This window comes from Rhizobium sp. SVR5-9E, assembly GCF_056755095.1.
In genome coordinates this window covers 53572-67270 of sequence record NZ_JBNDHS010000009.1, presented here as the reverse complement: position 1 = coordinate 67270, position 13699 = coordinate 53572, and the positions used below count along the sequence as shown (strand labels likewise).

Below are 13699 nucleotides of genomic sequence, written 5' to 3'. Positions count from 1 at the left end.
CGATTGGAAGGGTGCGGCTTACTCGGCCGCTTCTTCCTTCTTCTTTTCGGCAGCCGGGAGTTCCTGGCCGGTCGCCTGGTCGATGACCTTCATCGACAGGCGGACCTTGCCGCGCTCGTCGAAGCCGAGGAGCTTAACCCAGACCTTCTGGCCTTCCTTGACGACATCCTGCGTCTTCGCCACGCGCTCGGAAGCGAGCTGCGAGATGTGGACCAGGCCGTCACGGGCGCCGAAGAAGTTGACGAAGGCGCCGAAGTCGGCGGTCTTGACGACCGTGCCTTCGTAGATCTGGCCAACTTCCGGCTCAGCAACGATCGAGTGGATCCACTTGCGGGCCGCTTCGATTTCCTTGCCGGAGGACGAGGCAATTTTGACGGTGCCGTCGTCTTCGATGTTGATCTTGGCGCCGGTCTTTTCGACGATTTCGCGGATGACCTTGCCGCCGGAGCCGATGACTTCGCGGATCTTGTCGACCGGAATGTTCATGACTTCGATGCGCGGTGCGAACTCGCCGAGCTGGCCACGGCTCTCGGTGATGGCCTTGGCCATTTCGCCGAGAATGTGAGCGCGACCGCCCTTTGCCTGGCTGAGCGCAACCTTCATGATCTCTTCGGTGATACCGGCGATCTTGATGTCCATCTGCAGCGAGGTGATACCGTCAGCGGTACCGGCAACCTTGAAGTCCATGTCGCCGAGGTGGTCTTCGTCACCGAGGATGTCGGAGAGAACGGCGAAACGGTCACCTTCGAGGATCAGGCCCATGGCGATACCGGCAACTGGCTTTGCAAGCGGAACGCCTGCATCCATCAGCGCCAGAGAGGTACCGCAAACGGTTGCCATCGAGGACGAGCCGTTCGACTCGGTGATTTCGGAGACAACGCGCAGCGTGTAGGGGAACTGCTCAGCCGACGGCAGCATCGGGTGGATCGCGCGCCATGCAAGCTTGCCGTGACCAATTTCGCGGCGGCCCGGAGAGCCCATGCGGCCGGTTTCGCCTACGGAGTAGGGCGGGAAGTTGTAGTGAAGCAGGAAGCGCTCCTTGTACATGCCCGTCAGCGAATCGACGTACTGCTCGTCTTCGCCGGTGCCGAGCGTGGCAACGACGATCGCCTGCGTTTCACCGCGGGTGAAGAGCGCCGAGCCGTGGGTACGCGGCAGCAGGCCGACTTCCGAAACGATCGGACGAACGGTTTCGAGGTCGCGGCCGTCGATACGGCTCTTGGTGTCGAGGATGTTCCAACGAACAATCTTTGCCTGCAGGTGCTTGAAGATGGCGCCGACTTCTTCGGCCGTGTACTTGGCTTCGCCTTCTTCCGGCAGGAAGTGGGCCTTGACCTTTGCCTTGACGGCGTCGACGGCGGCGTAACGGTCGGCTTTCTGGGTAATCTTGTAGGCGTCGCGAAGTTCAGCTTCGAAATGCGTCAACATCTCGCCTTCGAGTTCGGAGTAGTCTTCCGGCTGGAACTCGCGCGGCTCCTTGGCAGCCACTTCGGCAAGCTTGATGATCGCGTCGAGAACCGGCTGGAAGCCTCGGTGACCGAACATGACAGCACCGAGCATGATGTCTTCGTTCAGTTCCTTGGCTTCGGATTCGACCATCAGAACGGCATCGTGCGTACCGGCAACGACGAGGTCGAGCACCGATTCGTCCATCTCGTCGAGATGCGGGTTCAGGACGTATTCGCCGTTGATATAGCCGACGCGCGCGCCGCCGACCGGACCCATGAAGGGAACGCCGGAGAGAGTCAGAGCGGCGGAAGTGGCAACCATCGACAGGATGTCCGGATTGTTTTCCAGGTCATGCTGAATGACGGTGACGACGACCTGCGTGTCGTTCTTGTAGCCTTCCGGGAAGAGCGGACGGATCGGGCGGTCGATCAGGCGGGAAACGAGGGTTTCGTTTTCGCTCGGGCGGCCTTCGCGCTTGAAATAGCCGCCGGGAATCTTGCCGGCTGCGTAGGTCTTTTCCTGGTAGTTGACGGTCAGCGGGAAGAAATCCTGACCGGGCTTCGGAGCCTTGGCGGAAACAACAGTCGCCAGAACGACGGTTTCGCCGTAGGTAGCCAGAACGGCGCCGTCAGCCTGACGGGCGATCTTGCCGGTTTCCAGCTTTAGCGGGCGGCCTGCCCACTCGATTTCCACGGTATGGGTATCGAACATATGTCTTGTCCTTCAATGCGGGAGCGCGTGCCATCGCCAGAAGCGCAGCGCACAGTCGACCGCAATTAATGTGACACATCATGGGCAAGACAACGGGAGGCTTTTCATCCTCGGTTTACTGAGAAACCGGACCAAAGCCTCCTGAAAGACTTTGGTCGAAAGCATCCGGCAATCCTGCCCCATGACAGGTCAACGGTTGGTTTGGCAGAACCGGCCCATCCGGGTCCGCCGTGTTTCCTCCACGCGAAGATAGGGCGCGGCGGTAGAAATTCAGGGGTTCTCGACCCTCAAAAGAATCCGGCGGGCGCCCGAAGAGCGCCCGCCGGAAAACCGTCAGCGGCGGATACCCAGGCTGGAGATCAGCTTGGAGTAACGGCTTTCGTCCTTCTTCTTGAGGTAATCAAGAAGCGAACGGCGGCTGGAAACCATTGTCAGCAGACCACGGCGGGAATGGTTGTCCTTCTTGTGGCCCTTGAAGTGTTCCGTGAGGTTGTTGATCCGCTCGGTCAGGATCGCAACCTGGACTTCCGGAGAACCGGTGTCGCCTTCGAACGTTGCGTATTCCTTGATAAGGGCGGTCTTGCGCTCAGCAGTAATCGACATCGGATGTTCCTTTCCATGAGAGGAGAATGAAGTCGCCAAAAGCCGGGATGTCGTCCAGCTTCGGCCGCGAATGCAATCAGGCCTGCCTGATGCTGGCGCTGCCTATAAACCATTCAGACAGCAAAGGGAAGAGGCATGCCGGGCACCCCTCTTCCGGCTGGAACTGAAGCTCAGACGAAGACACGCTTCGGGCGGAATTCCCCCTGGCCGATCTCGCCGATCGCGATCAGCTTGCCACGCGCCGTCGCATAAGCTTCGCTTTCGGCAACCGGTGCATCACGGCCGCGCACGAGGATCGGATTGCCCATCTTGAGCCGGTGCGCCTGGTCATCGTTGACGACAAGGTGCGGCAGCGAGGAGAGTGCTTCACTGGTATCAATCAGAAGCGCGTCCAGTGCGGCAAGGCGTTCATCCGCATCCTCGATCGCCTCAAGCGCGACGAGATCGGCGAGCGGTACCATTGTTTCCTCGGCAAAGGGCGCAACGAAGGTCCGGCGAAGGCCCGAGATATGCCCGTAGCAGCCGAAATCGCGGCCTAAGTCGCGAGCGAGCGCGCGCACATAGGTGCCCTTGCCGCATTCCACTTCGAAATGCGCGGTATTTTCATCCGGGCAGGCAAGCAGCGTCAGCCGGAAAATCTCGACTTCACGGGATGGAATCTCCACCGCCGCGCCATCGCGCGCCAAATCGTAGGCGCGCTCACCGGCGATCTTGATCGCCGAGAACTGCGGGGGAACCTGACTGATGACGCCTGTGTATTTCGGCAGGAGGTCGCGGATCTGCTGTTCGCTCGGGCGCTTATCGGAGCTCTGGGTCACATCGCCCTCGAGATCGTCCGTTGCGCGTTCCTCACCCCAGGTTACCGTGAATTCGTAGATCTTGCGGCCGTCCATGACATAAGGAACGGTCTTGGTCGCGTCGCCGAGCGCTACCGGCAGCATTCCCGAAGCAAGAGGATCGAGTGTGCCGGCATGGCCGCATTTCTGGGCCTTGAAGAGCCATTTGATCTTGGAGACGGCTTCCGTCGAGCCGAAATCCACCGGCTTGTCGAGGATCAGCCAGCCGGAAACCGGGCGGCCCTTGGGTTTGCGTGGTTTTGACATTCGTTTCTTCTGCTATTGCTCTTCAGTATCGCCGTCGAGGTCGCGCTGAACCTCGGGCGAGCGGAGCAGTTCGTCGATCTTTTTGTAGTTGTCGAAGCTGGTGTCGTCGCGGAAACGCACTTCCGGCATGTACTTCATCTGTCGCAGCTGCGGTCCGAGCCGGCCGCGGATGAACTTCGCATTGCGGTTCAGCGCAGCGATCACCGCATCATGATCCGTCACACCGAGCGGCGTAACATAGGCTGTCGCGATCTTCAGATCGGGCGACATGCGGACTTCGGAGATGGAAATGACGGTCTTCTCGATCACGTCATCGCGCACTTCACCGCGTTGCAGAACCTGCGTGATAGCGGCGCGAACCTGCTCGCCGACGCGCAGCATACGCTGCGAAGGTGCGGAGGTTGTTGGTCTTGTTGCCATTTTTCTTTGCCTCAAAAGGTTCGGGCGCCGGCCTCAGTGATCCGGCGCCCGTCCAAATTTCCAATATCACACGATCAGAGCGTCCGCGTGATGTGCTCGACGCGGAAGCATTCGATCGTGTCGCCTGCGCGGATGTCTTCGTAATTCTCGAAAGCCATACCGCATTCCTGGCCGGCATGCACTTCCGAGACCTCGTCCTTGAAGCGCTTGAGCGTCTTGAGCTTGCCTTCGTGGATGACGACGTTGTCGCGGATGAGGCGGACGCCGACACCACGCTCGACCTTGCCTTCGGTAACGCGGCAACCTGCAACCTTGCCGACCTTCGTGATGTTGAACACCTCGAGGATCTCGGCATTGCCGAGGAAGGTTTCGCGGCGCTCCGGAGAAAGCAGGCCGGACATTGCCGCCTTAACGTCATCCACGAGGTCGTAGATGATGTTGTAGTAGCGGATTTCGATGCCCTGACGCTCGGCCAAGGTACGGGCCTGTGCATTGGCACGGACGTTGAAGCCGATGATTGCGGCACCGGAAGCCTCTGCCAGAGAAATATCCGACTCGGTGATACCGCCAGCCGCAGAATGCACGATGCGGGCGCGAACTTCGTCGGTTCCCAGCTTGTCGAGCGCGCCGGCAATCGCTTCGATCGAACCCTGCACGTCGCCCTTGACGACCAGCGGGAATTCCTTGACGCCTGCCGCCTGAAGCTGGCTCATCATCTGTTCCAGCGAACCACGCTGACCCGAATGGCGGGCAGCAGCCTTATCGCGGGCCAGACGCTGGCGGTACTCGGAGATTTCACGCGCACGAGCCTCGTTTTCGACGACGGCGAACCTGTCACCGGCCTGCGGTGTACCGGAAAGGCCAAGCACCTCGACCGGCATGGCCGGCGGGGCTTCCTTGACGTGCTCGCCCTTGTCGTTGACGAGTGCGCGGACACGACCCCAGACATCGCCAGCAACAATGATCTGGCCGGGCTTCAGCGTGCCGTTCTGGACGAGAACGGTGGCAACCGAACCTCGGCCGCGGTCGAGCTGGGCTTCGATGACCGTCCCTTCCGCCGTGCGGTTCGGATTGGCCTTGAGGTCCAGAATTTCGGCCTGCAGCAGAATGGCTTCCAGCAGCTTGTCGAGGTTCAAGCCCGTCTTGGCCGAAACTTCGACGTCGAGAACTTCACCGCCCATCGATTCCACGAAGACTTCGTGCTGCAGGAGCTGCGTGCGCACCTTCTGCGGATCGGCGGTCGGCTTATCGACCTTGTTGATCGCCACGATGATCGGAACACCGGCCGCCTTGGCGTGGTTGATCGATTCAATCGTCTGCGGCATGACGCTGTCGTCAGCTGCAACGACGAGGATTGCGATGTCGGTGGCCTGCGCACCGCGGGCGCGCATGGCCGTGAACGCAGCGTGGCCGGGGGTGTCGATGAAGGTGATCTTCTGACCGTTCTGTTCGACCTGGTAGGCGCCGATATGCTGCGTGATACCACCGGCTTCGCCGGCAACCACGTTGGCATGACGGATGGCGTCGAGCAGCGAGGTCTTGCCGTGGTCGACGTGACCCATGATCGTAACAACCGGCGGACGCGAAACGCGATCGCCTTCCTGATCGGCAACATTGAAGATGCCGAGCTCAACGTCGGATTCGGAGACGCGCTTGACGGTATGGCCGAATTCGCCGGCAATGAGTTCAGCTAGGTCGGCGTCGATTACGTCGCCCGGCTTCATCATCTGGCCTTCCTTCATCAGGTACTTGATGACGTCGACGGCGCGTTCGGACATGCGCTGCGACAGCTCCTGAATGGTGATGGTCTCAGGCAGGATGACTTCGCGGACAACCTTCTCGCGGGTTTCCTGCATCTGGCTGCGGCGGAACTTCTCCTGGCGGCGGCGCATAGCGGACAGCGAACGGCCGCGCGCATTGCCGTCGTCATCGACGTTTGCGGTGGTGATCGTCAGCTTGCCGCGGCGGCGCTCCTCTTCGGTCTTCGGACGCGTCGTCACCGGCTTTGCCGGTTCCGGGCGAACAACCCTGCCGCGGGCGGGAGCCCCACGAGGCGCTGCGCGCTCCTCGTCTTCAGCTTCCGGACGGCGGGCGCGTCCTGCCGGTGCGGGCGCACCAGGCGCCGGGCGGGCGGTGGCAGGGGCCGGAGTATCCGGACGGCGCACTGCCGGAGCAGGGCGCGGCGCCTCGACCTGGACTGCTTCCGCAACCGGAGCGTTTTCGACTGGCGCCGGGGCACGGGCGGCTTCTTCGGCTGCGCGGCGTGCCGTTTCAGCTGCTTCAGCTGCTTCCGCTTCGCGCCGGGCGGCTTCCTCGGCTGCACGGCGCTTTTCTTCCTCGGCGCGGCGAACCGCATCCTCGGCATCGCGGACCTGTGCCATGGCGAGCGCGCGGCGGCGAGCATCCATTTCCTCGGGCGACAGATGGTTCAGAACCACCGGACGCGGACGGTCCTGCTGGCGGGTAGCCTGCGAAGACTGCTGCTGCGGACGCGGCGGCTGGCCCCCCGGTGGATGGATACGCGGCGCAGGCGCCTGCTTTGCCGCCGGAGCGGATTCTGCCGCACGGGGCGCAGGTGCCGGGGCCTGAGCCGGCGTGATCGGACGCTCGTCTTCAGGGCGCATCGGGCGCCGCTTGCGAGTCTCGACAACGACCGCCTTGGTGCGACCGCGACCCATATCCTGGCGCACGGTGCCCTGGCTCATCCCCGATGGCTTCAGGGTAAGCGTCTTCTTTGCTCCAAGCGTCTTGTCGTCATTGCTATCGGTCATTCGTTCCCGTTCCTTCGGACAGGGAGCGATGACGTCATCAGACCCTGTCGTTCAAATACTGTCGATCAATGATGGGCCGGCCGGTGCCGGTCGCCGCATCATTGTTTTTGCCGGCCAGCGCCGCCTGGTGCCCGGGACTGACCGCCGCTGCGGTACCTTTCGAGCATCTTTGCGCGCTTCACTACACCCTCACCTGCCTGCCCTGCAAGCGCTGCGGCATGGATAAAAGCATTCTGGCCCATCACGCCTTCCATTTCGCTCTCCGAGAAGAGACGGAAGGAAGGTATTTCCTCCTCGGTTTCCATTCCGAGGTGCCAGGCCTTGCGAGCCTGGTCGATTTTTCTCACACCATCGTCCGCAGCATCCGTCGAATGGAATACTGCCAGCGCCGCTCCGCTGCGGACCGCGGCATCCACTTTCGAAGAGCCGCTGACGAACTGGCCCGCTTTGCGCGCCATGTTCATCATCTGCATCAGTTGCTGCGCGAGCAGATGGTCAACGGTTTCACCAAGATCACCCGCTGCCTTCACATCGGCTTTCAGGGCGCGGGCGAAGGATTTCTTCGCCACGGCCTTGTCGACCAACGCGCGATCGAGCTTGACCCAGCAACCGCGTCCCGGAAGCTGGCGCTTCAGGTCGGCGATCACTGTCCCATCGGGAGCTGCAACAAAGCGGATCAACTCATCCGGCGATCCGCTTTCGCGCGTCACGATGCACATGCGGCCGTTCACGTCATAACCTGCAAGATCATCATCCTCAGGAGAAGTGTCCGGCTGCGCGGTCATTACGCTTCCTGCTCGGCTGCATCGGCCTCAACGGCTTCGACATCCTTCGCAAGATCTTCCTCGGTGATCCAGCCGGCAGCAAGCCGCGCCTGAACGATCATCTGCTCGGCCTCGACGCGCGAAACGTCGAACTTCGAGAAGAGGCCCTCGAATTTCTTGGTCTCGCCGTTCTTGCGTTCGGTCCAGCCGACGAGATCGTCTGCGGCACAGCCTGCGAAATCTTCCATCGTCTTGATGCCGTCTTCGCCGAGGGCGACCAGCATCTGACCGGTCATGCCGTCGATCTGGCGCAATTCGTCGGAGACGCCGAGCGCCTTGCGCTTCTCGTCCATCTCTGCTTCGAGCTTTTCGAGATATTCGCGGGCGCGCTGCTGGATTTCCTGCGCCGTCTCCTCGTCAAAGCCGTCGATCGATGAAATTTCATCGAGATCGACATAAGCGAGCTCTTCAACGGCAGCAAAGCCTTCCGAGGCCAGGACCTGGCCGACCATCTCGTCAACGTCGAGCGAGTCCATGAAGAGGTTGGTGCGCTCGTTGAATTCCTTCTGACGGCGCTCGGACTCTTCGGCTTCGGTCATGATGTCGATGTCCCAGCCGGTCAGCTGCGACGCGAGGCGGACGTTCTGGCCGCGGCGGCCGATCGCGAGCGAAAGCTGCTCGTCCGGAACCACGACTTCGATGCGCTCCGCGTCTTCATCGAGAACGACCTTGGCGACTTCCGCCGGCTGCAGGGCATTGACGACAAAGGTCGCAGGATCCTGCGACCACGGAATGATGTCGATCTTTTCGCCCTGGAGCTCGCCAACGACGGCCTGGACGCGCGAACCGCGCATACCAACGCAGGCGCCGACCGGATCGATCGAACTATCGTTCGAGATGACGGCGATCTTGGCGCGCGAGCCCGGGTCGCGGGCAACGGAGCGGACCTGAATGATGCCGTCGTAAATTTCCGGCACTTCCATGGTGAAGAGCTTCACCATGAACTGCGGATGCGTGCGCGACAGGAAAATCTGTGGGCCGCGCTGCTCGCGACGAACGTCATAGACGTATGCGCGCACGCGATCGCCATAACGGACGTTTTCGCGCGGGATCATTTCGTCGCGGCGGATGATGCCTTCGCCACGGCCAAGATCGACGATGACATTGCCGTATTCAACACGCTTGACGGTGCCGTTGACGATCTCGCCGACACGATCCTTGAATTCGTCGAACTGACGGTCACGCTCGGCTTCGCGCACCTTCTGGACGATGACCTGCTTGGCCGACTGCGCCGCGATACGGCCGAAATCCATCGGCGGCAGCGGATCGGCGATAAAGTCGCCGAGGGCGGCGTCGGGATTACGGTCGCGGGCGAGTTCCAGCGGGATCTGCGTCGAGTAGTCCTCGGCCTTCTCGACGACTTCGAGCAAGCGCTGCAGGCGGATTTCGCCGGTCTTCGGATTGATATCGGCGCGGATGTTCGATTCAGTGCCATAACGGGAGCGTGCCGCTTTCTGGATCGCATCCGCCATTGCGGCAAGCACGATTTCGCGGTCGATGACCTTTTCGCGCGCCACTGCATCCGCGATCTGCAGAAGTTCAAGCCGGTTCGCACTGACTGCCATTGTCTTATCTCTCCGTCCTGGCTTACCGGGTTCCCGCCCCTGGAGCCGTAGTTGATCGGTTATTCTTCGTCTTCCGCATCGTTCTGATTTGCGGCCTGCGCCTTCGCGGCCTTGTCGGCGCGCAGCGCGTCGCGGATCAGATCGTCGGTCAGAATGAGCTTCGCATCGCTGAGCGCGGTGAACGGAATGGTGACCTTCTGCTCTTCGCCATAGGCGACCTGGTCACGCTCGAGCGTGAAACCATCCGCGTCCACTTCGATGATCTTTCCGCGGAAGCGCTTTCGGTTGCCGATCATGATCGACGTTTCGCACTTCACAATGTGCCCTTGCCAACGGGTAAAATCCGACTTCCGCACCAGCGGACGGTCGATACCCGGCGAAGACACCTCCAGATGATACTCCCGATCGATCGGATCTTCCACATCAAGAACCGGAGAAATGGCCGTCGAGACCTCTTCGCAGTCTTCAACAGTCATCGTGCCGTCGTTGCGCTCAGCCATGATCTGCAGCGTCGCGCCATTCTGGTTGAGCATGCGCACGCGGGTCAGACGGAAGCCCATGCCGACGAGCACGGGTTCGATGATGTCGGCAAGGCGCTGGTCGAGCCCGGTCTCGGTAATCAGCCGCGGCTCAAGTTCGTTTTCTGCGTTTGTCTGATCCGACAAGCGGTGCGCTCCTTGCAAATTTCAAGCATTTTGCATGATCGCGCTAATAAAAAAGAGCGGGTCCTTGCGGCCCACTCTTCATCGTACGATCAAGAATTTGCGCTGCATATAGGCCTGTTTTTTCGAAATTGCAAGCTCTCGGCTGAAATGCGCCGGGGGCAGGCAATCGCGCCTAGCCAGCATAAGGCTTCGTTATATATTGGAGCCGAGGGAGAACAAAACAAGGCGGAGGAATCGTGCTGTCCAATTCACCAACGCTGGCACCACTGAGGCACGAGACCTATCGCACGATCTGGGTTGCAAGCATCGCCTCGAATTTCGGGGGGCTGATCCAGGTGGTCGGAGCCGCCTGGATGATGACGACGCTTGCCGCTTCGGAGGACATGGTGGCACTGGTCCAGACATCGACGGCGCTGCCGATAATGCTGATTTCGCTCATTTCCGGTGCGCTTGCCGACAATTTCGACCGGCGGCAAGTGATGCTCACCGCCCAGTTTCTGATGCTCATCGTCTCGGCCGCACTCACCGCCTGCGCCCTGCTCGGCTGGATCACGCCCTGGCTGCTCCTGCTCTTCACCTTCCTGATTGGTTGCGGCACGGCACTCAACAATCCCTCCTGGCAGGCCTCCGTCGGCGACATGGTTCCGCGGGAGGACCTGCCAAACGCGGTGACACTGAACAGCATGGGGTTCAACCTGACCCGCAGTGTCGGTCCCGCGATCGGCGGCCTCATCGTCGCCACCGCAGGTGCCGCCGGCGCCTTTGCTGTCAACACGGTCAGTTACCTGGCAATGATCTACGCGCTGCTCCGCTGGAAGCCGGCGCTGCCTGTTTCCTCGCTGCCGAGGGAAAATCTTGGAGGCGCGATCGCCGCCGGCCTTCGATACGTCTCGATGTCGCCAAACCTTGAGAAGGTCCTGCTCCGCAGCATGACCTTCGGCATCGGCGCAAGCTCGGTGCTCGCCCTCCTGCCGATCGTTGCGATCGACCTTGTCTCCGGCGGACCGCTGACCTATGGCCTCATGCTCGGTTCCTTCGGCATTGGCGCAATCGGTGGCGGCGCCCTCAATGCCCGGCTGCGTGAGATACTGAGCAGCGAAAGTATTATCCGCTACTCCTTTACCGGCTTTGCGATCAGCATGGTGATCGCCGGCTCGAGCCCCTTTGCGATCCTCACCTCGGTCGGTCTGCTCATTGCCGGCGCATGCTGGGTGCTGGCGCTTTCCCTGTTCAATACGATCGTCCAGCTTTCGACGCCGCGCTGGGTGGTCGGACGCGCGCTCTCGCTCTATCAGACGGTCACTTTCGGCGGCATTGCCGGGGGCAGCTGGCTCTGGGGCCTGCTTGCCGATCGCTTCGGCGTCTCGTATGCGCTCTACAGCTCCGCCGCGGTCATGCTGATCGGCATCGTCATCGGCCTTCGCTTCTCGATGCCGGCCTTTGCCTCGCTCAATCTCGATCCCCTCAACCGCTTCATCGAGCCCGCACTCGGTCTCGACATCACGCCCCGCAGCGGGCCGATCGTCGTTCAGATCGATTATCAGATCGGCGATGACGACCTGCCGGAATTCCTGAAGCTGATGGGAGAGCGGCGGCGCATCCGCATCCGCGACGGAGCACGCAACTGGGCGCTGATGCGCGACCTCGAGAATCCCGGCATCTGGACCGAGACCTACCACACGCCGACCTGGGTCGAGTACATCCGCCACAATCAGCGCCGCACCCAGGCCGATGCGGAGAACTTCGATCGCCTGCGCGCCCTTCACCGCGGCACCGAAGCGCCGCATGTTCACCGGATGATCGAACGGCAGACCATCCCGCCATCCGACGACGTCTTTCACAAGGCACCCATCGATCTCCACCACTAAGGCAAGACATGCATTCCTTTCGCCGCGCCCGCCGTTCCGATCTCACGGCAATCATCGGCCTGCTCACCGATGATGAGCTCGGGCAAAGCCGAGAGATTGCCTCCGATCCGCCGGATGCCAGATATCTTGCGGCATTCGATGCTATCGAGGCCGATCCGAACCAGTTGCTAGGCGTCGCCGTAAACGGCGAGGACAAGCCGGTTGGCTGCCTGCAGCTGACCTTCATTCCCGGACTTTCACGCACAGGCATGTGGCGCGGGCAGATCGAAAGCGTGCGCATCGCGCAATCGGAACGCGGCAGCGGGCTTGGCACGCGCTTCATCGAATGGGCGGTCGCGCGCTGTGAGGAACGCGGTTGCGGATTGGTGCAGCTGACCTCGGACAAGGCCAGGGACGATGCGATCCGCTTCTACGAGAAGCTGGGCTTCGTTGCGAGCCACGAGGGCCTCAAGCGCAACCTCTAGGCCCTACCTCAGCTTTCCGATCATCGAGGCTTCGGGATAGCAGGTGGGATTTTCACCGTTCTTTGCCTGCCACTGGCCGATGGAGCGGCGCGTCTTGTAGCCGGGAAGGCCGTCGGAGCCGCCGACATCGTAGCCCTTCTTCTCCAGTGCCTTCTGCATGGCCGCAACATCGGAGCGCAGCATCTTGCCGACATCGCCCCACGCTCCCTGAAAGGCTCCGGAGCCATCGGCGATCCGGTCGGCGAGGTTGCCGATATAGAGAGCATAGAGATCGGAGTTGTTGTATTCCTTTATGATGTAAAAGTTCGGCGTGACGATGAATTCCGGCCCATCGCGGCCGGCCGGCACCAGCATCATGCCTTCCGCTTTCATCTCGGCAGACGGGAAGCCCTTGCCGGAAATGCGATCGATCCCGAGCGAAGCCCAATGCGACAGAGGCTTTGCGAGATCCGGGCCTTCCTGCGCACAGGAGACCCGCGCGGGGATCGTCACCTCAAAGCCCCAATCGCGATTGCGCTGCCAGCCTTTTTTAACAAGATAGTTGGCTATTGATGCCAGCGTGTCCGGCACGGACGTCCAGATGTTGCGGTGCCCGTCGCCATCGAAATCGACGGCATATTTGAGATAGCTGCTCGGCATGAACTGCGGCTGGCCAAGCGCTCCCGCCCAGGAGCTCTTGAAGTCGGCAGGGGTCACATCGCCGCCATCGAGAATATGAAGTGCGGCGATCAGCTCTGTGCGGAACATATCCTTGCGCGTCGACATGAAGGCTTTGGTCGCCAGCACCCCGATCGCTGAATTCGGAATCTTTGCCGCGCCAAACCCCGTCTCGCGGCCCCAGATGGCCAGCACGATCGAACCCGGCACGCCATAGGTCCTTTCGATGCGCTTCAGCGTCGAGCCATATTGCGAGGCAAAGCCGCGTCCGGTCGCCGCAAGCCTTTTCAGCCGCTCTTCGTTGAAATAAGGCGCGGGTGAGGAAAACTCGGCTTGCGTCTGCTTTTGCGCCTTTGGCGGCGGGAAGCCAGGAGGCGCCAGATCCGGAAGGTCCCAGTTGAGCTCGATGCCTGCAAAGGCCGACTGGAACGTCTTCGCCGAGATGCCATTCTTTTCGGCTTCCCGGCGCAGTTCGGTCTGCACCCAATTTTCGAATTGCGCTTCGACAGCCGCCTTGGAGGGAGCGGCAAGGGCGGGCAAATGAACCGCTGCCACGAGCGCCGCGGTCAGGATCGAAAGGCGCGCAATCGTCTTCAATC

Annotated in this window: 11 protein-coding genes; 2 read left to right on the top strand and 9 right to left on the bottom strand. The window is 61.4% G+C overall.

What is annotated here, in order from left to right:
* Positions 1 to 18 precede the first annotated feature (18 nt).
* The 8 genes from pnp to rimP form a co-directional block, all read right to left on the bottom strand.
* Positions 19 to 2160, bottom strand: coding sequence for a polyribonucleotide nucleotidyltransferase (pnp, locus tag ACPYOJ_RS07385; protein ID WP_481415660.1), 2142 nt, complete (start codon positions 2158 to 2160; stop codon positions 19 to 21).
* Between the two features lie 333 nt (positions 2161 to 2493).
* A complete protein-coding gene (rpsO, locus tag ACPYOJ_RS07380; protein ID WP_168827862.1) occupies positions 2494 to 2763 on the bottom strand; it encodes a 30S ribosomal protein S15 in 270 nt (89 codons plus the stop codon).
* Between the two features lie 170 nt (positions 2764 to 2933).
* Positions 2934 to 3866, bottom strand: a complete 933-nt coding sequence (gene truB / locus ACPYOJ_RS07375; protein WP_481415659.1) for a tRNA pseudouridine(55) synthase TruB — start codon at positions 3864 to 3866, stop codon at positions 2934 to 2936.
* Positions 3867 to 3878: 12 nt separating this feature from the next.
* Positions 3879 to 4286, bottom strand: coding sequence for a 30S ribosome-binding factor RbfA (rbfA, locus tag ACPYOJ_RS07370; protein WP_168827860.1), 408 nt, complete (start codon positions 4284 to 4286; stop codon positions 3879 to 3881).
* A 74-nt stretch (positions 4287 to 4360) separates the two neighbouring features.
* Positions 4361 to 7057 (bottom strand): translation initiation factor IF-2, encoded by a 2697-nt coding sequence (gene infB / locus ACPYOJ_RS07365; RefSeq protein ID WP_481415658.1) that lies wholly within the window; start codon positions 7055 to 7057, stop codon positions 4361 to 4363.
* 98 nt (positions 7058 to 7155) lie between these two features.
* On the bottom strand, positions 7156 to 7842 hold the full coding sequence (locus tag ACPYOJ_RS07360) for an RNA-binding protein (RefSeq protein ID WP_168827858.1): 687 nt from the start codon (positions 7840 to 7842) through the stop codon (positions 7156 to 7158).
* Positions 7842 to 9446 carry a transcription termination factor NusA gene (gene nusA / locus ACPYOJ_RS07355; RefSeq protein ID WP_168827857.1) on the bottom strand — a complete coding sequence of 535 codons (1605 nt, stop codon included), beginning with the start codon at positions 9444 to 9446 and terminating at the stop codon, positions 7842 to 7844. Before nusA ends, ACPYOJ_RS07360 begins: the two co-directional genes overlap by 1 nt.
* A gap of 59 nt (positions 9447 to 9505) precedes the next feature.
* Entirely contained in the window at positions 9506 to 10111 is a 606-nt protein-coding gene (gene rimP, locus ACPYOJ_RS07350; protein ID WP_481415657.1) for a ribosome maturation factor RimP, read from the bottom strand.
* A gap of 236 nt (positions 10112 to 10347) precedes the next feature.
* Here rimP and ACPYOJ_RS07345 point away from each other — a divergent pair, with 236 nt between their 5' ends.
* Positions 10348 to 11979 carry an MFS transporter gene (locus tag ACPYOJ_RS07345; protein WP_481415656.1) on the top strand — a complete coding sequence of 544 codons (1632 nt, stop codon included), beginning with the start codon at positions 10348 to 10350 and terminating at the stop codon, positions 11977 to 11979.
* An 8-nt stretch (positions 11980 to 11987) separates the two neighbouring features.
* Positions 11988 to 12443: a GNAT family N-acetyltransferase gene (locus ACPYOJ_RS07340; protein WP_481415655.1), complete on the top strand. Its 456-nt coding sequence runs from the start codon at positions 11988 to 11990 to the stop codon at positions 12441 to 12443.
* A gap of 3 nt (positions 12444 to 12446) precedes the next feature.
* On the opposite strand, the gene ACPYOJ_RS07335 is transcribed toward ACPYOJ_RS07340, so the two are convergent.
* On the bottom strand, positions 12447 to 13697 hold the full coding sequence (locus ACPYOJ_RS07335; RefSeq protein ID WP_481415654.1) for a lytic murein transglycosylase: 1251 nt from the start codon (positions 13695 to 13697) through the stop codon (positions 12447 to 12449).
* Positions 13698 to 13699: the final 2 nt, after the last annotated feature.

What these genes read in the sequence shown, in the direction of transcription:
- pnp (WP_481415660.1), bottom strand. Translation starts at nt 2,160, where the DNA reads ATGTTCGATACCCATACCGTGGAAATCGAGTGGGCAGGCCGCCCGCTA.
- rpsO (WP_168827862.1), bottom strand. Translation starts at nt 2,763, where the DNA reads ATGTCGATTACTGCTGAGCGCAAGACCGCCCTTATCAAGGAATACGCA.
- truB (WP_481415659.1), bottom strand. Translation starts at nt 3,866, where the DNA reads ATGTCAAAACCACGCAAACCCAAGGGCCGCCCGGTTTCCGGCTGGCTG.
- rbfA (WP_168827860.1), bottom strand. Translation starts at nt 4,286, where the DNA reads ATGGCAACAAGACCAACAACCTCCGCACCTTCGCAGCGTATGCTGCGC.
- infB (WP_481415658.1), bottom strand. Translation starts at nt 7,057, where the DNA reads ATGACCGATAGCAATGACGACAAGACGCTTGGAGCAAAGAAGACGCTT.
- ACPYOJ_RS07360 (WP_168827858.1), bottom strand. Translation starts at nt 7,842, where the DNA reads ATGACCGCGCAGCCGGACACTTCTCCTGAGGATGATGATCTTGCAGGT.
- nusA (WP_168827857.1), bottom strand. Translation starts at nt 9,446, where the DNA reads ATGGCAGTCAGTGCGAACCGGCTTGAACTTCTGCAGATCGCGGATGCA.
- ACPYOJ_RS07340 (WP_481415655.1), top strand. Translation starts at nt 11,988, where the DNA reads ATGCATTCCTTTCGCCGCGCCCGCCGTTCCGATCTCACGGCAATCATC.